The 25,377-nt window shown below is 47.5% G+C and carries 28 protein-coding genes and 1 pseudogene; 25 read left to right on the top strand and 4 right to left on the bottom strand.

Features of this window, described 5'->3' with window-relative positions:
• Nucleotides 1-26 precede the first annotated feature (26 nt).
• Both AC6ESO_RS04100 and AC6ESO_RS04105 read left to right on the top strand, forming a co-directional pair.
• Nucleotides 27-1,205 (top strand): Ger(x)C family spore germination protein, encoded by a 1,179-nt coding sequence (locus AC6ESO_RS04100; RefSeq protein WP_497090252.1) that lies wholly within the window; start codon nt 27-29, stop codon nt 1,203-1,205.
• Nucleotides 1,202-1,432 carry a hypothetical protein gene (locus AC6ESO_RS04105; protein ID WP_497090253.1) on the top strand — a complete coding sequence of 77 codons (231 nt, stop codon included), beginning with the start codon at nt 1,202-1,204 and terminating at the stop codon, nt 1,430-1,432. The genes AC6ESO_RS04100 and AC6ESO_RS04105 overlap by 4 nt, the downstream gene beginning before the upstream one ends.
• Here the strand turns inward: AC6ESO_RS04105 and AC6ESO_RS04110 are convergent.
• Nucleotides 1,421-2,527, bottom strand: coding sequence for a GerAB/ArcD/ProY family transporter (locus AC6ESO_RS04110; protein WP_497090254.1), 1,107 nt, complete (start codon nt 2,525-2,527; stop codon nt 1,421-1,423). The two genes, AC6ESO_RS04105 and AC6ESO_RS04110, sit on opposite strands and share 12 nt — an antisense overlap.
• 132 nt (nt 2,528-2,659) lie before the next feature.
• Here AC6ESO_RS04110 and AC6ESO_RS04115 point away from each other — a divergent pair, with 132 nt between their 5' ends.
• From AC6ESO_RS04115 to AC6ESO_RS04150, 8 genes are all read left to right on the top strand, one after another.
• Complete coding sequence (locus AC6ESO_RS04115; RefSeq protein ID WP_497090255.1) at nt 2,660-3,832, top strand: YbfB/YjiJ family MFS transporter; 1,173 nt, start codon at nt 2,660-2,662, stop codon at nt 3,830-3,832.
• Between the two features lie 55 nt (nt 3,833-3,887).
• Nucleotides 3,888-4,460: a TetR/AcrR family transcriptional regulator gene (locus tag AC6ESO_RS04120; protein ID WP_497090256.1), complete on the top strand. Its 573-nt coding sequence runs from the start codon at nt 3,888-3,890 to the stop codon at nt 4,458-4,460.
• Nucleotides 4,461-4,569: 109 nt separating this feature from the next.
• Nucleotides 4,570-4,893: an NIPSNAP family protein gene (locus AC6ESO_RS04125; protein ID WP_497090257.1), complete on the top strand. Its 324-nt coding sequence runs from the start codon at nt 4,570-4,572 to the stop codon at nt 4,891-4,893.
• Nucleotides 4,894-5,114: 221 nt separating this feature from the next.
• Complete coding sequence (locus tag AC6ESO_RS04130; RefSeq protein WP_497090258.1) at nt 5,115-5,852, top strand: SDR family NAD(P)-dependent oxidoreductase; 738 nt, start codon at nt 5,115-5,117, stop codon at nt 5,850-5,852.
• Between the two features lie 85 nt (nt 5,853-5,937).
• A complete protein-coding gene (locus AC6ESO_RS04135; protein ID WP_497090259.1) occupies nt 5,938-6,489 on the top strand; it encodes an NAD(P)H-dependent oxidoreductase in 552 nt (183 codons plus the stop codon).
• On the top strand, nt 6,486-7,121 hold the full coding sequence (locus AC6ESO_RS04140; RefSeq protein WP_497090260.1) for a DsbA family oxidoreductase: 636 nt from the start codon (nt 6,486-6,488) through the stop codon (nt 7,119-7,121). Before AC6ESO_RS04135 ends, AC6ESO_RS04140 begins: the two co-directional genes overlap by 4 nt.
• Nucleotides 7,122-7,137: 16 nt before the next feature.
• Complete coding sequence (locus tag AC6ESO_RS04145) at nt 7,138-7,374, top strand: tautomerase family protein (RefSeq protein WP_497090261.1); 237 nt, start codon at nt 7,138-7,140, stop codon at nt 7,372-7,374.
• A gap of 188 nt (nt 7,375-7,562) precedes the next feature.
• A complete protein-coding gene (locus AC6ESO_RS04150; protein ID WP_497090262.1) occupies nt 7,563-8,027 on the top strand; it encodes a WGxxGxxG family protein in 465 nt (154 codons plus the stop codon).
• Nucleotides 8,028-8,098: 71 nt separating this feature from the next.
• Here the strand turns inward: AC6ESO_RS04150 and AC6ESO_RS04155 are convergent, their stop codons facing one another.
• Nucleotides 8,099-8,473: a hypothetical protein gene (locus AC6ESO_RS04155; protein ID WP_497090263.1), complete on the bottom strand. Its 375-nt coding sequence runs from the start codon at nt 8,471-8,473 to the stop codon at nt 8,099-8,101.
• Between the two features lie 173 nt (nt 8,474-8,646).
• On the opposite strand from AC6ESO_RS04155, the gene AC6ESO_RS04160 reads away from it, so the two are divergent.
• The 8 genes from AC6ESO_RS04160 to AC6ESO_RS04195 all read left to right on the top strand — a co-directional run bounded on the left by AC6ESO_RS04160 (nt 8,647) and on the right by AC6ESO_RS04195 (nt 16,970).
• Entirely contained in the window at nt 8,647-8,916 is a 270-nt protein-coding gene (locus tag AC6ESO_RS04160) for a CPCC family cysteine-rich protein (protein WP_497090264.1), read from the top strand.
• A gap of 119 nt (nt 8,917-9,035) precedes the next feature.
• Nucleotides 9,036-9,830 carry a COG4705 family protein gene (locus AC6ESO_RS04165; protein WP_497090265.1) on the top strand — a complete coding sequence of 265 codons (795 nt, stop codon included), beginning with the start codon at nt 9,036-9,038 and terminating at the stop codon, nt 9,828-9,830.
• Between the two features lie 144 nt (nt 9,831-9,974).
• Nucleotides 9,975-11,099, top strand: coding sequence for a glycosyltransferase family 4 protein (locus AC6ESO_RS04170; protein ID WP_497090266.1), 1,125 nt, complete (start codon nt 9,975-9,977; stop codon nt 11,097-11,099).
• A 178-nt stretch (nt 11,100-11,277) separates the two neighbouring features.
• Nucleotides 11,278-12,051 carry a pirin family protein gene (locus AC6ESO_RS04175; protein WP_497090267.1) on the top strand — a complete coding sequence of 258 codons (774 nt, stop codon included), beginning with the start codon at nt 11,278-11,280 and terminating at the stop codon, nt 12,049-12,051.
• Nucleotides 12,052-12,063: 12 nt separating this feature from the next.
• The gene (locus AC6ESO_RS04180) at nt 12,064-12,537 is read left to right on the top strand and encodes a MarR family winged helix-turn-helix transcriptional regulator (protein ID WP_497090268.1); all 474 of its coding nucleotides are present in this window, start codon (nt 12,064-12,066) and stop codon (nt 12,535-12,537) included.
• Nucleotides 12,538-12,557: 20 nt separating this feature from the next.
• The gene (locus tag AC6ESO_RS04185; protein ID WP_494817502.1) at nt 12,558-13,112 is read left to right on the top strand and encodes an NAD(P)H-dependent oxidoreductase; all 555 of its coding nucleotides are present in this window, start codon (nt 12,558-12,560) and stop codon (nt 13,110-13,112) included.
• A 148-nt stretch (nt 13,113-13,260) separates the two neighbouring features.
• Complete coding sequence (locus AC6ESO_RS04190) at nt 13,261-14,655, top strand: sialate O-acetylesterase (protein ID WP_497090269.1); 1,395 nt, start codon at nt 13,261-13,263, stop codon at nt 14,653-14,655.
• A gap of 149 nt (nt 14,656-14,804) precedes the next feature.
• A complete protein-coding gene (locus AC6ESO_RS04195; RefSeq protein ID WP_497090270.1) occupies nt 14,805-16,970 on the top strand; it encodes a GMC family oxidoreductase in 2,166 nt (721 codons plus the stop codon).
• Between the two features lie 100 nt (nt 16,971-17,070).
• On the opposite strand, the gene AC6ESO_RS04200 is transcribed toward AC6ESO_RS04195, so the two are convergent.
• Nucleotides 17,071-18,294: an epoxide hydrolase family protein gene (locus tag AC6ESO_RS04200; RefSeq protein ID WP_497090271.1), complete on the bottom strand. Its 1,224-nt coding sequence runs from the start codon at nt 18,292-18,294 to the stop codon at nt 17,071-17,073.
• Between the two features lie 227 nt (nt 18,295-18,521).
• Here AC6ESO_RS04200 and AC6ESO_RS04205 point away from each other — a divergent pair, with 227 nt between their 5' ends.
• The 5 genes and pseudogenes from AC6ESO_RS04205 (at nt 18,522) to AC6ESO_RS04225 (ending at nt 22,507) form a co-directional block, all read left to right on the top strand.
• The gene (locus AC6ESO_RS04205) at nt 18,522-19,085 is read left to right on the top strand and encodes a TetR/AcrR family transcriptional regulator (RefSeq protein ID WP_497090272.1); all 564 of its coding nucleotides are present in this window, start codon (nt 18,522-18,524) and stop codon (nt 19,083-19,085) included.
• A gap of 262 nt (nt 19,086-19,347) precedes the next feature.
• A pseudogene (locus AC6ESO_RS04210) lies at nt 19,348-19,557 on the top strand (SDR family NAD(P)-dependent oxidoreductase); the annotation flags it as partial.
• Nucleotides 19,558-19,643: 86 nt separating this feature from the next.
• Entirely contained in the window at nt 19,644-19,823 is a 180-nt protein-coding gene (locus AC6ESO_RS04215) for a hypothetical protein (protein WP_497090273.1), read from the top strand.
• Between the two features lie 159 nt (nt 19,824-19,982).
• Nucleotides 19,983-20,312 carry an antibiotic biosynthesis monooxygenase family protein gene (locus AC6ESO_RS04220; protein ID WP_497090274.1) on the top strand — a complete coding sequence of 110 codons (330 nt, stop codon included), beginning with the start codon at nt 19,983-19,985 and terminating at the stop codon, nt 20,310-20,312.
• Nucleotides 20,313-20,467: 155 nt separating this feature from the next.
• On the top strand, nt 20,468-22,507 hold the full coding sequence (locus AC6ESO_RS04225; protein ID WP_497090275.1) for a Na+/H+ antiporter: 2,040 nt from the start codon (nt 20,468-20,470) through the stop codon (nt 22,505-22,507).
• Between the two features lie 324 nt (nt 22,508-22,831).
• Here AC6ESO_RS04225 and AC6ESO_RS04230 read toward each other — a convergent pair whose 3' ends face one another.
• Nucleotides 22,832-23,734 (bottom strand): AraC family transcriptional regulator, encoded by a 903-nt coding sequence (locus tag AC6ESO_RS04230; protein ID WP_497090492.1) that lies wholly within the window; start codon nt 23,732-23,734, stop codon nt 22,832-22,834.
• Nucleotides 23,735-23,929: 195 nt separating this feature from the next.
• On the opposite strand from AC6ESO_RS04230, the gene AC6ESO_RS04235 reads away from it, so the two are divergent.
• The gene (locus tag AC6ESO_RS04235) at nt 23,930-24,667 is read left to right on the top strand and encodes an SDR family oxidoreductase (RefSeq protein WP_497090276.1); all 738 of its coding nucleotides are present in this window, start codon (nt 23,930-23,932) and stop codon (nt 24,665-24,667) included.
• Between the two features lie 61 nt (nt 24,668-24,728).
• Nucleotides 24,729-25,196, top strand: a complete 468-nt coding sequence (locus AC6ESO_RS04240) for a hypothetical protein (RefSeq protein ID WP_497090277.1) — start codon at nt 24,729-24,731, stop codon at nt 25,194-25,196.
• Nucleotides 25,197-25,377 lie beyond the last annotated feature (181 nt).

A 25,377-nucleotide genomic window follows, 5' to 3' on the forward strand; every position in this document is an offset into this window, starting at 1 on the left:
CCGCTTGAAGTGACGGAGAAAGGGACATGAACTTGAAACTGAAACCATTCCTATACATCGGTCTAGTATGCAGTGTTTTGATGACAAGCGGTTGTTGGGATCGAACGGAAATCAACGACCTTGCATTCATTTTGGGTTCGGCATTTGACTTAACTGAGGATGGTCAATGTGTACTTTCGCTTCAATTGGCCATTCCATCTCCCGGGCTCGCGGGTACCGGTCAGCAAGAGAAGTTTTTTGTTATATCCGCTGCAGGGAGTAATGCGAACGAAGCGTTCGTGAAGCTGCAAAATCAGAGCTCCCGACGGTTATTTACCTCTCATCGCAGCGTTATCTATATTAGCGAAGCATTCGGCAGACATGGAATTAATGATATTCTTGATGTTTTCACGCATGATCCCAAGCAACGCTTGAAAACGTACATCATCATTGTGCGAGGGGGGGATGGGAAAGATCTTCTTCGCACAAGATACCCTTTTGAACAAGTTCCCACCGAAGCGGTCAAAGAAATGGAAGGTTTAGGAGGAAACATATCGGCTACGCTTCGCGACTTTTTTATAGAAGCTACAAGTGAAGGCATCAACCCTGTTATGGGCGCGATCGAGGAGGATCATCATCCCGGCTCTCTAAAAGGAAGCAAGCACGAGTTATTCGCTTTAAAGGGAACGGCTGTCTTCAAGGGGCTAAAAGTGGTCGGTTTTCTAAATCAGGAAGAGACAAGCGGTCTGCTTTGGGCTACGAATCGAATGAAAAATGGCAGAATCAATGCGATGCTACCGCAGTATGGCGGTACTGCCGGGGTAATTATATATAACGCCAAGCGTAAGATCACCTCGAAAGTAAGCGGGGATAAGATTAAAGTTAAAATCCAGGTGCAAGGCCAGGCAAGTTTAGTTGAGAATAATACCCATTTGGATGTCAGTCGACCGAATAATCTTTTAATAATCGAGAAAGAAATGGAAAAATCGATTGAATTGCAAATTCGTAAAACGCTTATTAAAATCCAAAAGACGTACAAGGTGGATAGCATTGGATTAGGACAAAACATATACCGCAACAATCCGAAAGAATGGAAGTTGCTTAAGGACCATTGGGATCAGAAGTATCCTGATGTGGAGGTATCCATTGGGGTTAAACTGAGCATTAACGGAGCTGGGATGGCCGGTGCTCCTTTACAATTACAAGAGAAGGAGATCGTAAAATGATTGTGCAAATAGCGGGATATAATCTACTTTTAGCGGTATGGGCCATTGTGAAAATGCAAGCACTGTGCAGACAGCATAAAATCAAAGAATCCGTGGTATACGGGGGGATATTGGGCATTTCCGCTATAGTAGGTTCCTTATTGATGGCACGTGTTGATGTGCCGAGCTTCACGGAACCGGCTAGGATGATTTTCGAACCGATTGGGAAAATGCTGCTAAAGCAGTGATTGCCGTGTGCTTCTTCGGATCGAATCCAACATGAGCAATAAGAGCGGTATAAGGCTTTGGTTGAAGAAGGCCAAGAGCGGGAACGTAAAGGCGAGATAGTTCAACAGCTCCGATCCATTCTTGAAGATCCATACAGAGCCAACAAGAGACATCATGCTTATCGGTAGTACGATATCACGATAATTTCGAATGCCGAAGAGATGACAAACACACAGACATAAGATAAACAAGCTAATCGATACTTTAACAAAGCAACCCATCACCCATATGGAGACAGCGACCGCCTCCAAACGTTCAAACGATCCTGTAATCCCAATATATTGGATGACGCTTAAGAAGGAATAGGTCAACTTGCCCGTCAAAGGACCGAGTAACGTTATGGTAAGCAATACAATGGCTACAATTGAAACAAAAATACAAGTAAGGGCAATTAAAGAAACTTTTCGCGCTTTATTAGGTTGATTCAAATAGGGGTAAAGCCATCCCAGTATGAAAAGTTGATTCATAAACCCGCCTGCCGGGCTGACGGCACCTTGAAGTACAGGGATTATACCATCTCCTAAAATGGGTTTTAGTTGATTCATATCTCCTTGCATCGCAGCCAAGACGAGCAGAGGAATTAAAGATGTCAAGATAATAACGCTAAGAAGCTCGTTGCATCTTGCGATCACTTCAATCCCGGTCAGAACAGCGAGCGCACAAAGGATCAAGAATGTCAGGCTACCTACAATATGCGGACTTTGCGGTAACAACAGCGTGCTTACAAACCCGACATGCTGTAACGTAATCGTTGTTATCGATACAAACCAGTAATAGATGTAATTGATTCCGATTAATGCCCCCAACCATTTACCGACGATTTTGGAGCTATACTGCGTAATCGTTAATCCCGGATAGCGTTTTCCCAGCGTAATCATCACCCAGATACTAAGGAGGCCGGTTAAACTTGCCGGGAAGAAAGAGAGCCAGGAATTTTGTTTGCCAAACATCACCATGATACCCGGAACCGTCAAGATAATCGTAGAAATGACAAAGGTAATCAGTAAAAAGCCGAGCTGGGTAGCTGAAATTTGTTCTCTAGATTGTACGTTCATCTGCTCTTCTTCTCCTGACTGACGATGATGTACCAAGTATTTACAATGACAGATGGAGATATACAAGTCATTATGTATCGTTGTATGATCATAGCGGTTGAAAATAGAGTCAGATGAATGGAGGTAAATAGAATGGAAAGACCCACTTGGCTTGTTCTGCTTGGCGGCATGATGGCATTGATTGTGGCGATGGGGATCGGCAGGTTCGCTTTTACACCCATCCTGCCGATGATGATGGATCATGGTCTGTTCAGGGCATCAGGGGCGGGTTATTTGGCTGCAAGCAATTATTTGGGTTATTTGGTCGGTGCCGTTATGCTGACGCTGATGCCGATTAGAAATCGGCCATTATGGCTGTTGGTCGGACTTTTTGCCAGTATTGCAACTACATGGGGAATGAGTATGTTCCACAACTTCGAAATATGGTTTATCCTTCGTTTCTTATCGGGACTAGCCAGCGCGGTTGTGTTTATTATCGTTTCGAGCATTGTATTGGAACGGATTTCGGCGTTGCAAACCGGAATTTTCTACGGCGGGGTAGGGACAGGAATTCTGCTTACAGGATTCGCAGTTCCTCTGTTGACTCGAAATGGCGATTGGATCGAAGCGTGGCAAGGACTGGGCTTGATTAGTCTGATTCTTGGCATTGTAGCTTGGTATTCACTTCGAGGGAAGAACTCGAGTAAGCCAGCGATCAACACTACAAATTCTCAGCAGCTTGATTCAGCCTCGTCCGTGCGAAGAATCTTGGTTTGGCTGATGATCGCCTATGGATTGGAAGGTTTAGGTTACATTGTGACCGGCACTTACCTTGTTGCTTTCGCTAAGACGGTTTCGGATATCCCGAACATGGCCCCACTTAGCTGGATGGTGGTTGGTATTGCTGCAGCGCCATCATGTTTGGCGTGGTCCCTGCTAGCTGCAAGGCTGGGAAAGAGGTGGACATTAACGATTGCTATGCTTCTGCAATCGATTGGCATTGCATTACCGGTACTTATATCGTCGACAGCTGCCATATTTATCGGGGCTTTCCTATTCGGAGCCACGTTTATGGGGATCACGACTTTGTTTGTGTCTTATGCAAAAGAGCTATATCCGCACAACAATCGCAAAATTATCGGATTGCTGACAGCTTCGTTTGGTCTGGGGCAGATGATCGGTCCGCTTATAGCCGGACTTCTGATCTCGGGACACGGTAATTATATAGCCGCTTTACTTGGTGCAGCTCTAATTGTCTTACTTGGTGCGCTGAGCCTGCCGCTCGGAATCCGTAAGCATATTCGCATCCCGATCAGTGAAAGATAAAATGACAATAAATTTTCGGGTTGATTTATTATCTACTAGAAGGTAGAATAAGCACATGAGCAAAAACACAAACACAGCAGAAGCCATTTTGGATGCCGCCGAGTCTATGGTGATGGAATCCGGATTCAACGGATTCAGCTACGCGCACATCGCCGAAAAAGTAGGAATACGTACTGCAAGTATCCATTACCATTATCCAAGTAAGGAGGATTTAGGAGAAGCGCTTATTAAGCGATACCGCGAAAGCTTTGTTGCCTTCATTGCAAGAGTGGATGGAGAATCGCCGAACAGTTATGATAAGCTGGTCAAGTTCATCGAACTGTATCGCAGCGGACCGGCCGACAATTATCGGACTTGTCTGGGTGTCATGTTATCGACGGACCTAACCTCATTATCCGATCGTGCACGCGATGGGGTTGCGGAATTCTTTGAAATCAACCTGAATTGGTTAACACAGGTTTTGGAGAATGGCCGCCAAGGGGAAAATCTTCGCTTTGAAGGTGCCGCTGTCGTGCAAGCTCATAAGTTGTTCGCCGCCGTTCAAGGCGCGCAACTCATTGCAAGAAGCTTCAGGGATATGCAGAGATACGACACCATTGCCGAAGGAATACTATCCGCTTTTAAGTAAGAGATAAGGGCGGATGTTTTTCAATACATTATCTACCTATTAATAGGTCATTAATATATTCGATGCTGAATAGGCAAGATAAAAATGATTAAGAGGAGGAATTATCACTATGCTGTACGAATTGCGCGTTTATCATATCATGCCGGGTAAAATGCAGGCGATCCAAGCTCGATTCAGAGATCATGTCATTCAACTGTTCAGTAAGCACGGGATGAAAATCACTCAGTTCTGGGAAGATGCCGATACTGAGAAAAATCAGCTGTATTATATCGTTGAGCATGAGAATATGGAGCAGCGGAACCTCAATTATGAACGATTCCGCAATGACCCCGAATGGCTCGAGTTGAGACGCGTTACGGAGGCAGATGGCGCACTGGTTGCAAAACAAGAAAGCATCTATATGAAGAACGTCGCTTTTTTTGAGAACAAGTAATAGCGGCAGTGCAGGCAGAAGTGGTCGACTAATTGGATTCGAACAGAAGAACATTAGTTGACCAGAAGTACCTGATATTGCCGTTGAAATACTATCTACTAGAAGGTAGAATGAATACATGAAGAACAGCAACTCACATTGTTGGCGTAGAGGCAGAAGTAATCATACTGATTTATCATCAAAACAAACTACCTATTAATAGGTCAAAGGAGATTAAAACAATGAACATGCAAGGTAAAGTAGTCGTTATCACAGGTGGAAGCAGCGGAATTGGCAAAGCAACAGCGATGGAGTATGTAAAACTTGGAGCGAATGTAGTGATTAACGGTCGCCGTGAAGATACTTTGATTGCGGCAGCAAAAGAGCTTGATCCTACCGGTAAACAAGTAGCAGCAGTTCCAGGTGATATCTCTGATCCTCAAGTTGCTGATCGTGTTGTCGCCGCAGCATTAGATAGATTCGGACGTGTGGACACGTTGGTCAACAATGCAGGTATCTTCCTTGCAAAACCATTTACGGAATACACGGATGAGGATTTTGCAAATGTGGTTTCGATCAATATGGGCGGTTTCTTCCAAATTACGCGCCGCGTCGCAGCCGAAATGCTGAAAACCGGCTCTGGGCACATCGTAAGCATTACTACAAGCCTTGTAGATCAACCGATCGCTGGCGTGCCTTCCATCTTAGCTTCGCTTACTAAAGGCGGCTTAAATTCCGCTACGAAGTCATTGGCTATTGAATACGCAGATAAAGGAATTCGCGTGAATGCAGTAGCACCCGGCATTATCAAAACACCAATGCATCCCGCTGACACTCATGATTTCTTGAATAAATTGCATCCAATTGGCCGAATGGGCGAATCAAGCGACATCGTCGACGCGATCCTTTACTTGGATTCAGCAAAATTCGTAACTGGGGAGATCCTACATGTAGACGGTGGACAGAACGCTGGCCGTTGATCCCCATTGAAGAAATAGACCATTATTGCGTGTCCTTATCATCAGACAATAACCAAAAAAACCAAAACGAATGGAGATTATAAACATGAAAACATTAGTCATTATTACTCATCCGAATATGGAACAATCCCGCGTGAACAATGCTTGGCGTGAAGAGTTACAAAAACACAGCGAAATCACAATTCACGAGTTATATAAAGAATATCCAGACGAAAATATCGATGTTGCGAAGGAACAAGCATTAATTGAAGCTCATGACCGGATCATTTTCCAATACCCTCTGTATTGGTACAGCACGCCGGTATTGCTGAAAAGATGGTTCGATACTGTCTTGCAATATGGCTGGGCATACGGACCGGATGGCAGCAAAACCGCAGGTAAAGAAATTGGCGTAGCCATCTCGACCTATGGTTCTGAAGCTTCTTACCAACATGATGGATCCAATCAATTTACGCTAGAAGAAATCTTGCGTCCGGTCGCTGCTCTTGCTAAGTTTATCAGCGCGAAATACTTGCCTCACTTTGCAGTAAGTGATGTGTCTAATCTCTCGGATGAACGATTAGCACAAAGCAAAGTCGATTATATCCGTCATATCAAATCGGTTCAGCCGGTTAGACAATTAGTGGGAGCAAAGTGAAACAAGTAACCATTGACGTATATTTCGATACCGTTTGTCCCTGGTGCAGAATGGGAACAACGAGTCTTCTCACAGCCTTGGAGCAATTGCCGGCTGACATGAAGGCAACGGTTCGCTGGCATGCTTTCCAGCTTAATCCAGATATTCGCCCTGAAGGGGACGATTATCGCAAAGTCATGATTGGCCGCTTAGGCGGAGTCGCCCAGTTCGAAGCACGAATGAAGCAATACAACACTACCGGTGCACAATTTGGCCTCAACTACAACATGGATCTTGTGAAATTCACGCCGAACACGACAAAATCCCATCAATTAGTTGCGATTACGCCAAAGCATCTGCAAGTGCAATTCATTGAGGCGTTGTATAGGGCTTATTTTGAAGAAGGAATTGATATCGGCAACGTGGACGAGCTTGTGCGTATCGCACTTGCAGCGAATGTAACAGATGATGCAGATGAGTTGAAAAAACGCCTGACAAGCGGTGAAGGAATGGATAAAGTAGAATCCGGTCAACGTAACGCTCAGAAGCTCGGAGTTCGGGGAGTGCCTTACTTTATCATTAACGAGAAGGTTAGCCTTTCAGGGCTGCAGTCACCTGAAGAATTCATTAATGTGATGAATCAAACCATCTAACCAGGGGGGAACTATCATGCCGATCGTAACCATTCAAGTGACCAAAGAGGGGACTACGCCAGATCGTCAGTCGATTACGGCGGAAGAAAAGGCAGCCCTCATCAAAGGGGCCAGCGAGCTCATGCTTAACGTGCTCAAGAAGCCGTTTGAAGCGACCTTCGTTGTCATTGAAGAGGTGGACACGGACAATTGGGGCTGGGGCGGATTGCCCGCATTGGAGTATCGCCAGCAGCTTGCTGCTAAGACGAAATAATTAATAACAATCCTTGTTGCAAACCCAGTGCTGAGAAGCACTGGGTTTGCTGCGTTTACATACGAATGTTTCCTCAACTGACTAACGGGTTACCAGCAGAAAGCAAGGATGAAGCATCTCCATCTGGGAGAAACCATACATGTAGCTTATTTTCATGTAGTCAATAAACTTGTGGAGGTTGTGAACGAGTGAAAAAAGCAATCGCAAGTGCTGCTATGTGTGTGACGTTGTCTGCCATGTTTGTAATTCCAGCTATGGCAAATACCTCGATGAGCAATGTGGATACGAACCGGAGCCATTCAAGTATGTATGGAAACGGGAATTTTAACGGAACACCCGGAGCAACAGGTACACCGGATGTTTATGGTATTCCCGGCACGCCTAGGACGTCTACTGATTTGAATTTGAACAATACGAACAATACAAGGAATTATACAAATTATAGTAGCGGCAACTACAGCAGAATACACCCTTACAGAACGCTGACTAACAAAACCATTTCCGGTGTGACAGGTCTGACGAATGCAAATAATTTGCGGGCAACCGCAGTAGACACAGATGATAATGATTTTGATTGGGGATGGCTTGGGTTGCTTGGTCTAATCGGTCTTGCCGGATTACGGAGTCGATCAGGCGAGCGCGATCGTGCTTAGTTAGCGGTGACTTAAAAAAATGGCTACCGATTGTGTCCATATCGGTAGCTTTTTCAGTTGTGAATAATTGTTTAGATTATTGATGGACTAAGACCTGAAATTACAGTTAGTTCCGGTAGTCTAAAACTCTGATCTTCAACTAAGTTTCCGAATTCGTTGATTCCGGTAACCGTTAGCAGTGCTTTGTTCATGGATAGGTCGACTTGAACTTCATAAGCAACATTACCTGCAATAAAGAACTCGCGTACATCAAAAGAATTTGCCGGAAGTACATACGAAATAAGATAACCGGTATAGAATACGCTTGAATCGACGGAAGCGAAAATTTCAACCATCACAGTAAGGGGATTGGATAGATCCAAATTTCTTGTACTCACGACGATATTAGTTGCTGCTGTACCAAAATCTCGGGTATTTGTTACTATTCCTGTAGAATAAGAAGCCATTTTTGTTCACTCCTTTTTATTAAGACATGCTGTATTCTATGAAAATCACATTCATTGGTTACAAATATTGGATAGTTAGAAGCGGCGCGTAAATTGCGGTTTTTTATTTATTTTTTTCGTCGCAACGGAAATACTAAGCTAAGGCTGCCAGTACGTGTGATGGAGCGATGAGAATGACTGATAAATATACATGTCCTTGCTGCGGATATCAGACTTTGGACGAACAGCCAACTGGTACGTACGAGATCTGTCACATCTGTTTCTGGGAAGATGATGGCATTCAGTTTCATGACCCCGATTATGAAGGCGGGGCGAATGAGGTATCGTTAAGACAAGCACAAAAGAATTATTTGGAATTTGGGGCATGCGAAGAAAGATATAAGCAATTTGTCAGCAAGCCTACGCAACAGGATATCTCCGATCCGACCTGGAAACCTTTTTAAGGTGTCACAAAAATGACATGACGAATTTAATAGGCAGGACATGAATAGTTAATAGATCTTTAAGAAATGGTCCTTATGATGAACTCATGATTAGGAGTGCAGAAAGGACCACGATAAAGATGAACATACGATCTGAAGTTAATAAACAGAATACCACCGGTTTACTTGCCAAAGTGCCTGAGATCACCATTTTCTTCTGGATCACGAAGCTGTTGACCACCGGGATGGGGGAAGTCGCTTCCGATTACTTGTTTGAGCGATTGAATCCGATCTTCTCTGCTCCACTGAGCGTTCTTATCTTTGTCATCGCCATGATCCTGCAATTTAAAGTGCGGCGATACATGCCAGGCATCTACTGGCTTGTCGTTGTCATGGTCAGTATTTTCGGTACGACGGCAGCTGACGTTGTCCGCGTGGGTCTTGGTATTCCGTACGCCGTTTCAACGCTCTTCTTCGCTGCAGCGCTTGCAGGTATTCTACTTGTCTGGTACAAGAAAGAGAAGACGCTGTCCGTGCATAGTATAACTACACGGCGACGCGAGATTTTCTATTGGCTGACTGTCCTGACAACATTCGCGCTGGGTACCGCTGCAGGCGATATGACAGCCACAAATATGCATCTTGGATATTTGGCTTCCGGTATCATGTTTACTGCAATTTTGTTTATTCCTGCCCTTGGCTTCTGGCTGTTTGGTCTCAAAGAAATCATCGCCTTCTGGTTCGCTTATATCATGACACGCCCAGTTGGAGCCTCCTTCGCGGATTGGTTAGGCGCAGCACATAGCAGCGGGGGGATAGGGTTTGGTAAGGGACCGGTAACGCTCGTGTTGACAGTGCTGATCGTGATTCTGGTCTACTTTCGAGGAGGAGCGCCAGCTCAAAGCGAAGATATTAAGGCTAGATTGGCAAGCTAGTTTGGATTAAACCTGCCGGACATAGAGCCGTCAGGTTATTTTGCGTTTAAGGGAAAGAATCGCGTTCCTCATGACACTTGTCTAACAATTTAAGATGTTAGGTTGAATAGATTGTCTGAAAGGTCTAGTGGGAGGTCTGCTTAGGTGACGGCTAAGAACAAAATAAAGAAGCGACGTAATTCCCGTACAGCTAAACCCGTGAAGAAGCGAAAACGCAAGTTCTTAAAGAAGAAGAAACGGCATTATCGAAAGCATAGATCGAGAAAACCGCGCCCCATCGTGGAGCAGAGGCCCAAAACCATCGGTTATGTCATCCCGAGCTGTGATATTTCGGGCGGTGTCGCCGTTATTTGTCAGCATGTCAACAGACTTCAAGCCCGAGGGCTTAATATGGTACTCATCAGTATGGATCAAAAATTGTACACGATTGACTGGTTCCCTCAGCAGCAGGTGCCGATCCTAACATTTGAAACGGCTGCTCTGCAGCATTTTGATGCCGTAGTTGCCACGCACTGGTCGACAGCTCACCCGACGCTTCAATTATCAGCAGACCGCAAAGTGTATTTCGTCCAATCGATTGAAAGCCGATTCTATCCCGAAGGCAGTGCAGAGTTCGAAGCCGCCAAGCAAACCTATACGCTGCCTTTTATTTATATGACGGAAGCACGTTGGATTCAGAATTGGCTATTGCAGAACCACGGGCACACCTCGATCTATGTGCCGAACGGCATAGATGAAACGCTTTTCCATCCTACAGAGCCTATTATGCCGAAGAGCAATAAGGTCAGAGTACTGCTGGAAGGCCCCATACTTAATCCGCTCAAGGGAATGGCAGAAGCGTTCCGGGTAGTCCGAGACTTGGATTGCGAAGTATGGTGTGTTTCAAGTAACGGAGAGCCGGATCCTGAATATCGCTGTGATCAGTTCTTCTCGCATGTACCGATGGAGCATATGAAGCACATCTATTCCAGCTGCGATATCTTACTGAAATTAAGCCATGTTGAAGGTTTCTTCGGACCTCCAATGGAGATGATGGCGTGCGGAGGTACTGCAGTCGTCGGGAATTGTACAGGACATGAGGAGTACATTGTTCACGGTTATAATGCGCTGGTCGTTCCGCTTGGGAATGAAGAAGCTGCGAAAGCCAGTTTATATCGGTTAATTCATGATCCTTTTTTGCGGCATCAACTCACTCAGAATGGAATGGCTACCGTACGGAATTGGCGATGGAGCCCTACAGTGGACACCTTATATCAACTGTTTAGCTAATTGTAGCCCCCGAAATCGGGGGCTTTTTCATTTGTCCTTCTTGCGACTGTATCCAGTCGATGGCAGGTTGACAGACATTTATCCTAAGATTATAATAAATTGTGTTAGGATAAATAAATATAGGATGACTTGTTTATTAAGCAGAACAAGAACACACTATAAGAAAGGAGCAATTCATGTGAACATCCAAGTGTTAGGCCCTGAACTACAAGGTAAAGAGGAATTTGACGGCGGCAAAATTCACGCTCAGAAACCACTGGGTTTCTCAGGCCAAGGTGCGATTACCGTCAGACTCGGTCCGCTTTTCTACTGGGCTTGGGGTCATGCGGAGTCAGCTGGAGGCATCGGGTTTCATCCTCACCAGGGGTTTGAAATCCTCTCATACGGGATTAGAGGCAAAGGTCTTCACAGAGACACCCTCGGTACGGAAAGCTATTTGGAAGCCGGAGATATTCAGCTTATGCAAGCTGGTTCAGGTCTTCAGCATGCCGAGAGCGTTGAGGCTGGCTTCGAGAGTTTTCAAATCTGGCTTGAGCCCTATCTGAATGATGCAGTCAAACGTAAGCCGACTTATACGCTTTATAAACATGAACAATTTCCGCAGACGAACCAAGATGGAGTAAATATCAAGACGATACTGGGCGAAGGTACGCCGATTCACCAGTTGGTAGCAGATGCACGGATGTTTGATGTCGAAATTGAACCGGGATCGAGCTACAAACATCGTATTGTGCCAAACCGGACGCTCGGTGTCTTGGCGATAAGAGGTGCAGGCGGTTCCGTTTTGTCAGCCGGACAAGATACGGCTGCATTCAAGAACAAAGATTTTGTCATCGTGCAAAGTGAGCAAGAGGGAGAAGTCAGCATTCGCGCGGAAGAGGAGAAACTTCGCATTTTTATGATTGAAGTTCCTACCGAAGTCGAATATCCTTTGTATAAGAAAGCAAGATAAGGTGGTTATGAAATGGTTGAACCTAATGCTGAAGGTACCGCTCTAGATTTAAGGCTGATTCGCGTCATGAGAAATATGGTGAACACGCTGTTTGGGAGTTTAGAGCGCGATATCACCGGCTACGGTCTCAATATTGAAACCTTCCAAATACTCGAGTTTCTATACAATAAAGGTCCGCATCCCATTCAGAAAATAAGCGATACCTTCTCCATTCCAAGCGGAAGTATCACCTATGTGGTCGATAAATTGGAGAAGAAGGGGTATGTGGAGCGGCTTCCGATTCCAGGCGATCGGCGTAAAACGAATGCCGCGTTGACTAACGAAGGACGCAGCTACTTCGATGCGATCTTTCCTAAACATGTGCAGACGATATCCGACAATTTGTCCTTTGTGACCGATGAGGAGAAGCAACAGCTGATCGAGCTGTTTAAGAAGATCGGGTTTGGTATTCAAGAGCGACAAGAAAACGAAGAAAAAAAAATATAACATTCGTGGAGGTAATTCATATGTTGAAAATCGCAATTATTCTTGGAAGCACACGTCCGGGCCGCAATGGTGAAGCAGTAGCACGCTGGGTAACTGAAATTGCAAACAAACGCACGGACGCAGCATTCGAGCTTGTTGATCTGGCAGATTTCAATTTGCCGCTGCTCGATGAGCCGATTCCGGCATCCATGGGTCAATACAGCAAACCGCATACGATCGCTTGGTCAGAGAAAATTTCATCTTTTGACGGCTACGTATTCGTTACACCTGAGTATAACCACGCTACTTCCGGCGCACTCAAGAATGCCATTGATTTTCTCTTCCACGAGTGGAAAGATAAAGCTGCAGGCTTCGTAGGTTACGGCGGCAGCGGCGGCTCACGTGCAATCGAGAATCTTCGCTTGATCGTTGGCGAGCTTCATATGGCTGATGTACGTGCGCAAGTTGGACTATCGCTCATTACTGATTTTGAAAACTACAGTGTGTTCAAACCAGGTGCGCATCAAGAGCCGGCTGTTAACACCATGCTTGACCAAGTGATCGCTTGGAGCGGCGCTTTGAAAACATTGCGTTAATAACGAGTCGAATGAATACTGCCGTATCAGATCTATATCTGATACGGCTTTTTCCGTTTCCGGACATTGAGGCAGGAGTATGCATGAAAATGGAGAAATAGTAGCGGATAATCATACCATTTAACATGTAAAGGATTGTGATATCCGCATGCGTCAGATTGGCACTATTATTCAAAGAGGTCCTCAGCCTTGGGCCATTATTCAACAGGAGAATGGGGTAGGGAGCATAACGTTATCCGGGGTTTGGGCTGCTCCGGAAGAAGTATCATTCAGGACGGCACAAGTACTCGTTCGGGTTGTTGGAGAGGACGACGCAAGAGAGGTTGTCTCTTGGCAGCCTGCGAACATGTTAGCAGGTCAAGCATGGGAAATCACCTTGAACGCCATCGCGCAAGGCGGACTTTACCGTGTTGAAACCAGCTTGCAGCTTGACGATAATCCTGCCTTAGAATGGGCAACTCGCGGAGATATGATCCATCATATTGGCGTAGGTGATCTATGGGTAATCGCGGGACAGAGCAATGCGGCCGGCTATGGAAAAGGTCCATTCCAGGATGCGCCGCAGCTCGGCATTCATTTGCTCCGCAATAACGGGCAGTGGGATTTGGCCTCGCATCCGTTTAATGAATCGACGGCATCCATTCATTTCGAGAATCGGGAGGGGGCTAATCCCGGTCACTCTCCGTTTCTGGCATTTGGCAAGCTGCTGCAGAAAGAGCTGCGAATCCCTATTGGCTTAGTACAGACCGCCTTAGGTGGCTCGCCGCTGAAGGCTTGGAACCCAGATGAGGATGGCGTACTTCATCGCAATATGATGAATATCATTCAATCCGTCGGCGGCAAGGTGCGCGGCATACTCTGGTATCAAGGCTGCTCCGATTGCTCACCTGCGGACTCGGTTACTTACCTGGAACGATTTGAGCATACCGTTCAGCATTGGCGCCATGAATTGAAGGATGACCGCTTACCGATCTTGACGGTTCAGCTTAATCGCTGCACGGATTCCGCATCGGAAGAAGGCGACCGTTCGTGGGGCCGTGTGCGTGAAGCACAGCGTCAGGCCGCTTTGAATATTCCTCATATTTATGTCATTCCGGCTTTGGATTGTCCGTTATCCGATGGCATTCATAACAGTCCTGCCGGGAATATGATCATTGGCGAACGAATGGGCAAACAAGCATTGGCTCTCGTTTATGAGCGTGCTGCGTTGCATGCGAAAGCACCGTGCCTCACTTCTGCAACCTTTACCGAGAAAAATGCCAACCCTGGCATTCGTTTGCAATTCGCCAACGTTGCCGGTTACTTGCACGCAATCGGACCTGTCTCACAGGTATTTGCTGTGGAGGACGTGAATGGCAAAATCAACGTTAGCAGCTGGCAAATAACCGCTCGCAGTGAGATCACATTGAATCTAGACAGAGCAGCAGAAGGGCGAACCGTCGTACATGCGGCGTATGAAATGAATCCTTCGAGCTTCCTGCCGCTGGATTCCGGAACTTATATGCCGATTCTTGCTTTCTTTGGACAGCAGGTTAGTGAATAGGACAATCAATACGCCCGGCGGATCATACCGCCGGGTGTTTTTGAATCCGCGAAAGCGGATTTTTTGTTTCTTCCTAAGCAAGGAAGAGTCGATTATAGGAAGGGATTTGATGTTACAATAGAGTTGAAAAAATGAGGTGTACCTACTAAATGAAGAGCATGGGGTGGCGCTTGAAGATGAATCCCGTCGATCGGAAGTTTATTTCTGCGGAGTTAGAAACGGTTTTGAAAGCGGTTGCGGACCGTATGGTCCCGGAGGATACTTGGCCATCTGCCTCAGATGCCGGTGTGCTTATGTACTTAGAGCGGCACTTGAACGAGGATCCTGATACTTGGCTGAATCTTATAGAGCCGGGTCTTCGAGCATTACAAGCAGATGCAACTATCCGCTATGAGCGGTTATTCGCTGAATTGACGGAGGAAGAGCGTGATCTTCTGTTGACTGATGTTCAGCGTGGCCAAGTTCAGGACTGGCCTGTTTCACCGAAGCTATTCTTTGATACATTATTGACTTTAGTCATTGAAGGTTATTATGGAAGTCCTGAAGCAGGCGGTAATCGCGAGGGCACGTCGTGGGACATGATCGGGTTCCGTCCAGGTCCTGTTCCGGGAACCGAAGCACCTGTCGAGGAAACCGATTTGCCGCAGCGATCCTTTGATCAGCTGCGCGATCAGTATGATGTCATCGTGGTTGGGGCTGGGGCGGGAGGATCCGTAGCTGCAGGCGTCCTCGCTGAATCCGGACTTCGCGTGCTCGTCGTCGAGCGCGGCAGCTGGCTGCGTTATGATCAGGTTGGCCGCGACCATCTGCGCAATCATCGGTTGAGCAAATACGGTCACAATACCGGACCTGCGGCAGTAGGAAATCCGCGGACGATTCTATTGCCTAACGGGCAGGAGAGAATTACGGTTCCCTTCGAGGGCGACTATCACAATAACGCCATGACTGTTGGCGGCGGTACAAGGGTTTACGGTGCACAGGCTTGGCGGTTTCACCCGGAAGATTTTCGCATGGCGACACGTTATGGCATACCGGACGGAAGCTCGTTAAGCGATTGGCCGATCAGCTATCAGGAGCTTGAACCTTATTACGAGCGCGCCGAATGGGCAGTTGGCGTCTCCGGTGATGGGGATGCCCACGCCGGACGTGGCAAGAGGGAGCGGCCTTATCCGATGCCGGCAATACCGAGAACAATCGAAGGGGAGCGTTTGGCACAAGCTGCCAAGAAGCTGGGATGGGACGCGGGACCGGTGCCATTGCTCATCAATTCTGTTGAACGAGATGGACGCCCGGCATGCGGGCAGTGCGGACAGTGCGTAGGTTTCGCATGTCCGACCAACAGCAAGAACGGCGGTCATAATACGATGATGGTAAGGGCTATCGCTTCAGGTAATTGTGACCTCATTTGCGATACGATGGTGGAGCGTATTGAGACAGAAGGGGGAAGACGCGCCACTGCCGTGCATCTTATCCATGAGCGTCCAGATGGTACATTCCAGCGCAGGCAGATTCGAGCAGGGCATGTTGTGGTCGCAGCCGGCGCGATCGAGAGCGCCAGACTCCTTCTTCAATCAACAAGCGAGATGGAACCAAACGGGATTGGCAATCAATTTGACCAAGTGGGCAGGCATCTTCAAGGGCATGTTTATGCCGGCGCATTTGGCGTCTTTGATGAACAAATTCAAGACGGAAACGGACCAGGCGTAAGCATCGCAACCTTCCGGTTTGAGCATAGCAACGAAGCAGGCGTAATCGGGGGAGGTCTGCTTGCTAACGAGTTCATTCGTTTGCCGCTCATTCATTGGAATCGCGCACTTGCTCCGGATGCTGCGCGCTGGGGAAGTGCTGGTAAGGAAACGATGCGTGAGACATTTCTGCGAACGAGCCAAATTCAAGGTCCAATCCAAGAGATTCCAACAGCCGAATCCAGAGTAAGGCTGTCGCCTTCGGTTAAGGATCGCTTCGGTTTTCCCGTTGTTCAGCTTTCCGGAGGTGTTCACCATGAATCTCTACGCGCTTCGGCCATGCTGGCTGAGCAAGCTGAGAAGTGGCTCCGGGCTGCAGGCGCACGCCAAGTGTGGCGGACGCGGGCAGGCAATGGTCTTAGCGGTGGCCAACATCAATCTGGCACGCTGCGCATGGGAAATGACCCTTCGACATCGGTTACCGATCCAACGGGACGAGTACACGGGTATGACAATCTCTGGGTAAGCGACGGCTCCGTGCATGTTACGAACGGCGGCGTGAATCCTGTATTGACGATAATGGCCCTAGCATTCCGCACCGCGGAGAATCTGCTGAAGTGTAAAGAATAATTTCTAATCATATAATTAGCCGATTGCAGCAGCTCCGAGCTCTAAACACAATCACTTAAAGCGGGAAAGGCTGCTTACGATAAAGCAGCCTTTTTCCCTATTATCGCAAGGACCTGAACCCAGCACGAACCTCTTCGGAGAACAACAGTGGTACTTCCCAAGCAGCGAAATGCCCGCCTCTGTCGACCTTGTTAAAGTAGATTAGTTTAGGGTAAGCTTGCTTCGTCCAGCTCAGTGGAGCTTCATAGAGCTCGTAAGGAAAGACGGTCACGGCAGCCGGAATCTGGACGCCCTTCACCATGAAGAAAGAGAACTTATTCTCCCAATAGAGCCGAGCCGCTGATATAGCTGTTCTCGTCAGCCAGTAGAGTGTGGCATTATCGAGGATGTTATCTCGCGTAAGGCCTTCGGGATGTCCATCGAACGCCTTGATGATCAGCTCCAGACTGCAGACATCATGGTCCATTAAGAATGCAGCTAAACCTATAGGCGAATCCACCAATCCGGTCAACGTCTGCGGGCGTGTGCCCATCATTTCAGCATAGCCGAGATGTCTGTAAACGAAAGCTAACTGCTCGCAAGCACGCTTCTCTTCCGGTGTAAGGTTGGAGGGGAGGGGATTGCCTTTCATGAGAGCCGTATCAATGTGAGGTGGAACCGCGCCTGGCATATTGGTGTGAATACCGAGCAGTCCCGGTGGTTTCATAACGCCCATGAAATCGGTAATAACCGCTCCCCAGTCGCCTCCCTGCGCCACATACTTCGAATATCCGAGTCGCTTCATTAGTTCAATCCATGCGCTTGCGATGCGGACAGGACCCCAGCCGGTCGTAGTAGGTTTGCCGGAGAAGCCGTATCCGGGCAGCGACGGAATGACCAGATGGAAAGCATCCGATGCCTTAGCGCCATAAGCAGTGGGATTGGTCAGCGGGTCGATCACTTTCAGCAACTCGATGATCGAGCCGGACCATCCATGTGTCATGATCATCGGCAAAGCATCTTCGTGCTTGGAACGAATATGCATGAAGTGGATGTCCAAACCATCGATCTCGGTCAAGAACTGCGGAATGCCGTTCAGCGTCGCCTCGCACTTGCGCCAATCATATTCCGTTGCCCAATAACGTGCGGTTTGCTGCATGGTTGCAAGCGGGACTCCTTGCGTTTGATCAGGCACCGTTTCCTTGTCCGGCCATCTTGTCGCGACGATGCGATTATGCAATTCGGTAAGCTCCGATTCGGGAAAATGTATGGAAAACGGCCCCCGAATGGCGGTTTTGTCAGTTTGTTGCCCAACGCTTTGTTGCGTAGTGTTTTCTTGTGCCATTGTATGAACTCCTTTAGATAAAGGCTGATTAGAACTCCGTAAGAAATCGGTAAATGAAAGATCATCATGGATTAATCCGTATAACATATTCAAGCATCCGCCCATTCGGACCAGATAAACTTCGTCGAATGTTGTCCGCTTCTGCTATTCATTGACTTTATGCTTGGAAGAGGCAATAATGTGACTACATTATATTCGTGAGATCAGCGTCGTCAGAGGTGAAGGGAATGAGTAAGAAACAGGATATCATGACTGCTACGCTCGATTTGATTCATGAAGAGGGACTGCAATCGTTTACCTTCTCGAAAATATTCAAACGAGCGAATGTCGGATCCGGCACGATTTATAACTATTTTGCCAATAAAGAAGAACTGGTCAATGCCGTCTATAAAGAGGCACGGACGCATATGGGGCAATATCTGCTCCATGGTTATCAACCTGATGCGAGCCTATATGAGCGCTTTAAGTGCCTTCAGTTTAATCGACTCCAATTCGGTATTGATTTTCCTAAGGAATTTATGTTTATCGACAGCTACTCTTATTCGCCGTATATCTCGCCGGAGCTGCGAAACATGGACGATGACCATCATTCGCGAGAAGTTGTTCTTTCCGTATTAGTGGAGGGACAGAAGCAGGGAATCATCAAAGAGATGGATTCACACCTGTGCCATCAGCTTATCCATGGCATCATTTCGTCCATTTTGAAAGGATATTATGTTCAGAAATACCCGCTGAATGAGCTTCAGGTGCAACAGATTCTGGAGGCATCTTGGAAAGCTATACTTGTGTAATAAGCCATTTGGACCTTGAGGTCTTAAAGGGCTTTTTTTTTATTTGGTTATGGAATTTAAATTCCAAACTTAATCATGGCATACCATGAGTTTCACTTGATGTCCTCGCTGTGGACGGCATTCATTCAGCAATAATACTAGATGCATCCGAAATGCTGACATCGCCCGGTGAAAGTCTTGGAGCAATTTGGTTGGAATATTCATTCCGAAATCCGTTGACTTAAGTTAGATACGGGTCTATACTGAAGGCGTTGGAACAAACATTCCAAACTCATTCCTAACATCAGGGAGGCACCATCATAGACGTTTAGACGTCCTTGTAAATAATGCAGGATATGGGAATGTTTCCTCCATTGAAGAAACATCGATGGATGACTTCCGCGCTCAAGTAGAAACGAACCTTTGGGGCACAATTAATGTAACGAAAGCCGCACTTCCATTACTGAGAGAACAAGGCTACGGTCATATTGTTCAATTTTCGTCCATCGGTGGTCGCACCGGCGCACCGGGTCTGGCACCGTACCAATTGGCTTCCGGACCGATTGGGCTGGCTCCTCCATGCAGCATATCGAACCGCGAGACGAGTACAAAGACACTGTTGGCGGTCTTCTCAAGCATCTGCGCGATACAACAGGTAAGGAAAACGGTGATCCGGATAAAGCCGCACAAGCCATCATCATGATTGTCAATGAAGAGAATCCGCCGCTGCGCCTGCTGCTGGGCAGTGATGCAGTCTAGATTGCAAATGCGGTAGACCACGGCAAACTAGCCGAAACGAAACGTTGGGAGAAGCTTAGCCGATCGGCAGATTTTGAAGTGAAGGAGCTAAGCCCGCAAGTAACTCGCATGTACGAAGAAATGGGCGACTAAATAGATCTCACTCGAGGAGGCGGCGAAATGACACAAATTACAATGAATAAACCGATTCTTACTTTCATCAATGTATTTACCATGGAGCCCGAGAATCAGGATCGTGTGGTTGAGCTGCTTACCAATGTGACGGATGTCTCTGTCCGCTTCGCTAAGGGATTTATCTCATCCAGTCTTCATCGCAGCTTGGATGGGACTAAAGTGACGATGTATGCGCAGTGGAGAAGCGAGGAGGAATACAACGCGATGCGCACTGATCCTAAACCGCTCCCGTATCTCCAAGAAGCTCTAAAGATTGCTAAATTTGAGCCCGGTATGTATGAAGTGGTCAAACTATTTGAGCCTGCTGCAGAATAAATCGACGCTGATAAGAGCCCTTTGCGACCTTGAGTCCAAAGGGCTCTTCTTTCTGTGTTTCAACTGAAGCAGGAAGGTGAGAATATCGGATTGCGATCATGGAAAATATAACGAAATATAGGTACGGACTCGAAAGACCATTGGGGGAAGCCAGGTTGGAAGTATTTATAGTCGTACTTGTACTACTTGTCCTTATAGGTGTGTCGAATATCATTTATCGGTTCGTTCCATTCGTGCCGGTACCGCTCATACAGATTATGCTCGGCGGTCTCATTATCATGCTGCCGGTCGGCATTCATCTTCAGCTGGAGCCGGAGCTGTTCTTTATCTTGTTCATCGCGCCGCTGCTGTACAATGACGGAAGACATACGCCGCGCGAGGAGCTTTGGCAGCTTCGGGCACCTATATTACTGCTCTCAGTAGGGCTCGTTTTCGCAACTGTATTCGTGGTCGGTTATACGATCCACTGGATGATTCCCACAATACCGCTGGTTGCTGCTTTTGCACTAGCAGCCATACTTTCGCCTACCGATGCGATCGCCGTAAGCGCGCTTGCAGGACGAATCCATCTGCCCAAGAGCCTTATGCGACTTCTGGAAGGCGAAGCGTTAATGAACGATGCTTCAGGTTTGGTTGCGTTCAAATTTGCGATTGCGGCGGCGGTGACGGGTGTTTTCTCGCTCCAGAAAGCCGCCTTCAGCTTCATTCTTATTTCCATCGGCGGCCTGCTTGTGGGAGCCACACTTGCTGTGATCATAGCCGGTATACGACAATTGCTGCGCCGCAATGGGCTCGATGATGAAACGATGCACATGCTGCTGCAGCTGCTAACTCCGTTTCTGCTTTATTTATGTGCCGAGGAAGTCGGCGTATCCGGCATTCTAGCCGCGGTTGCGGGCGGGATTGTGCATGCGATCGAGAAGGATCGCGTGGAATGCGACATAGGGAAGCTGAAATCCGTGTCTACCAGTACATGGTCGGTCTATTTGTTTATTTTAAATGGACTCGTATTTGTCATTTTGGGGACGCAAATTCCCGATGTGACCTCGATTATTTTCAAAGATCCGGGCATTAACAATATTGTCGTTATCGGGTACGCCGTTGCTATCTTTGCGCTGCTGCTCGTGCTGCGTTTCGTGTGGACGCTGCTCTTTACGCGTGGCTGGCGGATATTTGGCACCTATAGCAAAGAAGCTTTAAGCTTCAAAGCGCTCATCATGACGACCATCTCCGGTGTGCGTGGTGCGGTTACGTTAGCGGGTGCATTCTCCATCCCTTTATTTCTGCATAACGGAGAGCTGTTTCCGGAACGGGATCTAATCCTATTTCTTGCGGCCTGCATCATCCTGTTGTCCTTGTTAACTGCCAGTATTTTACTGCCGCTAATTGCGAAGAAGCGTGTTGCGGTGGACGAAACTGCACTGGTACAAGAAGAGAACGAATGGCATATTCACATTTTGCAAGCCGCTGTGCGCCAATTACAGCAGGAGAGCAATGAAGTCAATGAGGATGCAGTAGAAGCCGTCATTGAAGAATACAACCAAATGATCCAGCAGCTTGGATTGAAAGACAATCAGTACAAACGTGTATCGCGTTTGAATCAAGATGAAATTGCACTGCGGATCGAGGCGCTGGACATCGAACGCAACTACATCCAGTCGCGGCTCGAGCAGGGCACGATCACGAAGAACCACGCGGAATTCTACAACAAAATGTTAGATCAAGTTGAAATTATTTTGGCGAATCGGCTGCACTTGTGGCTGTTGGTGTTCAAAAGGCTGCTCGGGAGATTAAAAGAGCTGCTCACAGGCGCACCGAATTCCGGGAAGAAATCATTAACGGAGAATGATCTTGAATCGCTGAGGGGACTTCGTATCGAGTGCGGTCAAGTCGTAATTAATCAGATGGGGCCGCTATGCGCACCCGAGAGTGCCAATGATCCAACGGAATGCGTAGTTGCTTATTATAAGCAGCTCGTGAATCGGCTTAGATCCTTTCAGCTTCATAACAAACGCAAGAAAGAAGCTTTCGATGAAACGCGCAGAGAGCTTCATTGGATTGCGGTTCAGGCGGAGCGGTACGAGGTTCAGAATTTATACGAGCAGGGGAAAATCGACCGTGGTTTGGTATCCGAATTGCGGCGCATTATACGGGACCGCGAGGCATCCATGTATGAACAAGTCGAGCTTGGTTAGTTTCTATGTAGTACCATCAACAGGCTTCCGATTATCGGCAGCCTGTTGCTGAGTTAACTGGAATTGTATGAATAACGGGAATCGCCCACATTAAACTAGCACAGTGCGGAAGCAGAAATAATAACTAATAAGATGAAGAGTACTAATATTCCTGCTGCTCCAAAACCGGCGCCACCAACGTGACTTGGGCCACAATGACCTTGGCCAACTCCTCCGACGTTGTTTCCCATTCCATATCCCATAACGTTCATCTCCCTAAGTTTAGGTACGTTGCCAGTATATGTTCATTTGTCTATACTGCAAGGGCTATTATCAGAATGGGCTCTAATGAGTTAGGTACATGTGAACATCCTGCACGGGCGGCCTTCCATAAATCCTGGCATATTCCCGGCTGAACTGGGAAGGACTCTCGTAGCCAACGCGGAATGCCGCATCAGCGGCCTGCATGGATTCTGTGATCATGAGGCGCCGTGCTTCCTGCAAACGCACCGTTTTCTGGTATTGTAAGGGACTCAGTGACGTAATCCGTTTAAAATGTTTATGAAATGCCGACGTGCTCATATTGACGGACTTTGCGAGCTGTTCCACCACGAGGGTCCGATTAAATTGTCGGTTTATGGTTTGAATCGCCCGAGCGATATTGTTCGCATGGCTGCCGATCATTGCGAATTGATAAAGGAGCGCGCCATGTTCACTTTGTAGGACGCGATACAAGATTTCGCGGATCACAAGTGGAGCCAGAACCGGAACATCATCAGGCTCATTAAGCAGCTGCATTAGGCGTACTATGGATTCCAGTAATGCGGGAGATGTTCGATTTACTGTTATTCCACGGCTGTTTTCTGCGGGAACTTCAACAGGACGATTCCTCTCTTTCACGATATCCAGGATCATGTCGGTGTCGAAGCTTAGTTTCAAGCTTAGATAGGGGATCTCGGGCGAAGCTTCGATAATCCGCCCAACGATCGGCAATTCAACAGAAGTGATCAGGTAATACGATGGATCGTAGCGGTAGGTTTCGTCGCCTAATGTGCTTGTTTTTGCCCCTTGCGCCACAACGCATATGGATGGTTTATAGACGGATTCCAGTGGCTCGGACAGTTGTGTAGCATGCATGAGCTGCAAAGATGGCACTACCGTTTGATGCGTGCCAGTCAACGGAGCATGCCGGTGAATCAAGAATGCCAACTGCTGCAAGGCTTGCTCTGTTCGCAGTGGTTCAGTCATGGTGTCCATGCCTACAGCTCCTTCCCGGTAACAATGTCATGTACGCTAATAATAGCGAACCCGAAGAGAATTAGGCAAGAATTGTGCAGGTATGTTCTAACGGCTTCTTACAAACGCTGGCTATAATAAACTTACAAGTCGAGTTCAACCGATAAAATCGATTGGCCAATTCTAAGTTGCTGGGAGAGAACAGATATGAGTTTGAATGGTAAAGTAGCGATCGTCACCGGGGCATCACGGGGTATTGGGCGGCAATTAGCTATTCAACTAGCGCAGTCCGGTGCAAAGGTAGTCATCAATTATGCTTCTAATCCAGGGAAAGCGGACGAGGTTGTATCCGCGATTGAACAATTCGGCGGAGAAGCGATTGCCATCCGCGCCGATGTAAGTAAAGTAAGCGAAGTCGAAGCGTTATTCTCGGAGACGATTGCTCGCTTCGGACGATTGGACATTCTGGTCAATAATGCCGGGATCATGGAATGCACGGCAATCGCGGAAGTGACGGAAGAGATGTTTGATCGGCAATTCGCAATCAATGTGAAGGGGACCTACTTTGCATGCCAACAAGCGATGAAGCATATGGCACAAGGCGGGACGATCATCAACTTCTCCACTTCTGTCATCGGTGCTATGCTCCCAACTTACAGTGTGTACGCCGCAACGAAAGGGGCAGTCGAACAAATTACGCGCCAATTGGCAAAAGAATTCGCTCCCAAAAACATCGTGATCAATTGCATCGCTCCGGGACAAATATCGACCGAATTGTTCTTAAATGGCAAATCGCAAGAACAAATCGATTCGTTCAGCCGTTTGATCGCATTTGGCCGGCTAGGTGAACCTGAAGACATCGCGAATGCGGTCGACCTGCTTGTCAGCGACAAAGCCCGATGGATGACGGGGCAGACGATTCGCGTGAATGGCGGGTTTAACTGAAAATGAAACGAACACCCTCTTATTTCGTTATAATATAAATGATGATACGGAGGTGTTTCAGATGGATTTTCTGAAAGGGATCGGGAAACTGGCGGGCGATGTGACAGGCAGAGTGATCGGAGGTACGGTGCGTGTAGCCGGAGAACTCGTTCATAGCGATTATATGAAAGAAATCGGGAATGATGTGGAGAGAGTTACTTCTAGAACTGGCGAACTTGCCGGTCAAGCTGCAAGCGGCGTATGGGATGTAGGCGCGGGCTTGGTAACTGCGGATAAGCAGCGGGCGCGAGCGGGGCTGGACGATCTCGGAGATGCGGCAACGACAACGGTCCGAGGTGCAGGACAAGGCATCCAATACGTGGTCGAAAGCGGGATCGAAGTGGTGGCAGGCATCAAAGAGAACGATCAGGAATTAATCAAAGACGGCGTCAAGAAGTTGGGAAAAGCAGCCGCAATCACGGTGCTTGCCGTCGGTGTCGTCGATCTTGTTGATGGGCCGGATGGAACAGGTTCATCGGGTACAGTTTAGGTGAGCTAGGTTTGGACGCCCGCGATATTCGCGGGCTTTTTTGTTTTGCTGTTTTAGAGGGCGATTATGCTATGCTGAATTGGTTAGTTTACATGCTGAGAGTTCGATTTTGGAACTCTCAGCATTTTTTTATGCCGATTTCGGCGGTGAGAGTTCGATTATGAGACTCTCAGAGGTCTTG

The organism is Paenibacillus rhizoryzae (genome assembly GCF_059686995.1).

What these genes read in the sequence shown, in the direction of transcription:
- AC6ESO_RS04100 (WP_497090252.1), top strand. Translation starts at nt 27, where the DNA reads ATGAACTTGAAACTGAAACCATTCCTATACATCGGTCTAGTATGCAGT.
- AC6ESO_RS04105 (WP_497090253.1), top strand. Translation starts at nt 1,202, where the DNA reads ATGATTGTGCAAATAGCGGGATATAATCTACTTTTAGCGGTATGGGCC.
- AC6ESO_RS04110 (WP_497090254.1), bottom strand. Translation starts at nt 2,527, where the DNA reads ATGAACGTACAATCTAGAGAACAAATTTCAGCTACCCAGCTCGGCTTT.
- AC6ESO_RS04115 (WP_497090255.1), top strand. Translation starts at nt 2,660, where the DNA reads ATGGAAAGACCCACTTGGCTTGTTCTGCTTGGCGGCATGATGGCATTG.
- AC6ESO_RS04120 (WP_497090256.1), top strand. Translation starts at nt 3,888, where the DNA reads ATGAGCAAAAACACAAACACAGCAGAAGCCATTTTGGATGCCGCCGAG.
- AC6ESO_RS04125 (WP_497090257.1), top strand. Translation starts at nt 4,570, where the DNA reads ATGCTGTACGAATTGCGCGTTTATCATATCATGCCGGGTAAAATGCAG.
- AC6ESO_RS04130 (WP_497090258.1), top strand. Translation starts at nt 5,115, where the DNA reads ATGAACATGCAAGGTAAAGTAGTCGTTATCACAGGTGGAAGCAGCGGA.
- AC6ESO_RS04135 (WP_497090259.1), top strand. Translation starts at nt 5,938, where the DNA reads ATGAAAACATTAGTCATTATTACTCATCCGAATATGGAACAATCCCGC.
- AC6ESO_RS04145 (WP_497090261.1), top strand. Translation starts at nt 7,138, where the DNA reads ATGCCGATCGTAACCATTCAAGTGACCAAAGAGGGGACTACGCCAGAT.
- AC6ESO_RS04155 (WP_497090263.1), bottom strand. Translation starts at nt 8,473, where the DNA reads ATGGCTTCTTATTCTACAGGAATAGTAACAAATACCCGAGATTTTGGT.
- AC6ESO_RS04160 (WP_497090264.1), top strand. Translation starts at nt 8,647, where the DNA reads ATGACTGATAAATATACATGTCCTTGCTGCGGATATCAGACTTTGGAC.
- AC6ESO_RS04165 (WP_497090265.1), top strand. Translation starts at nt 9,036, where the DNA reads ATGAACATACGATCTGAAGTTAATAAACAGAATACCACCGGTTTACTT.
- AC6ESO_RS04180 (WP_497090268.1), top strand. Translation starts at nt 12,064, where the DNA reads ATGGTTGAACCTAATGCTGAAGGTACCGCTCTAGATTTAAGGCTGATT.
- AC6ESO_RS04185 (WP_494817502.1), top strand. Translation starts at nt 12,558, where the DNA reads ATGTTGAAAATCGCAATTATTCTTGGAAGCACACGTCCGGGCCGCAAT.
- AC6ESO_RS04190 (WP_497090269.1), top strand. Translation starts at nt 13,261, where the DNA reads ATGCGTCAGATTGGCACTATTATTCAAAGAGGTCCTCAGCCTTGGGCC.
- AC6ESO_RS04195 (WP_497090270.1), top strand. Translation starts at nt 14,805, where the DNA reads ATGAAGAGCATGGGGTGGCGCTTGAAGATGAATCCCGTCGATCGGAAG.
- AC6ESO_RS04200 (WP_497090271.1), bottom strand. Translation starts at nt 18,294, where the DNA reads ATGGCACAAGAAAACACTACGCAACAAAGCGTTGGGCAACAAACTGAC.
- AC6ESO_RS04205 (WP_497090272.1), top strand. Translation starts at nt 18,522, where the DNA reads ATGAGTAAGAAACAGGATATCATGACTGCTACGCTCGATTTGATTCAT.
- AC6ESO_RS04215 (WP_497090273.1), top strand. Translation starts at nt 19,644, where the DNA reads ATGCAGCATATCGAACCGCGAGACGAGTACAAAGACACTGTTGGCGGT.
- AC6ESO_RS04220 (WP_497090274.1), top strand. Translation starts at nt 19,983, where the DNA reads ATGACACAAATTACAATGAATAAACCGATTCTTACTTTCATCAATGTA.
- AC6ESO_RS04230 (WP_497090492.1), bottom strand. Translation starts at nt 23,734, where the DNA reads ATGACTGAACCACTGCGAACAGAGCAAGCCTTGCAGCAGTTGGCATTC.
- AC6ESO_RS04235 (WP_497090276.1), top strand. Translation starts at nt 23,930, where the DNA reads ATGAGTTTGAATGGTAAAGTAGCGATCGTCACCGGGGCATCACGGGGT.
- AC6ESO_RS04240 (WP_497090277.1), top strand. Translation starts at nt 24,729, where the DNA reads ATGGATTTTCTGAAAGGGATCGGGAAACTGGCGGGCGATGTGACAGGC.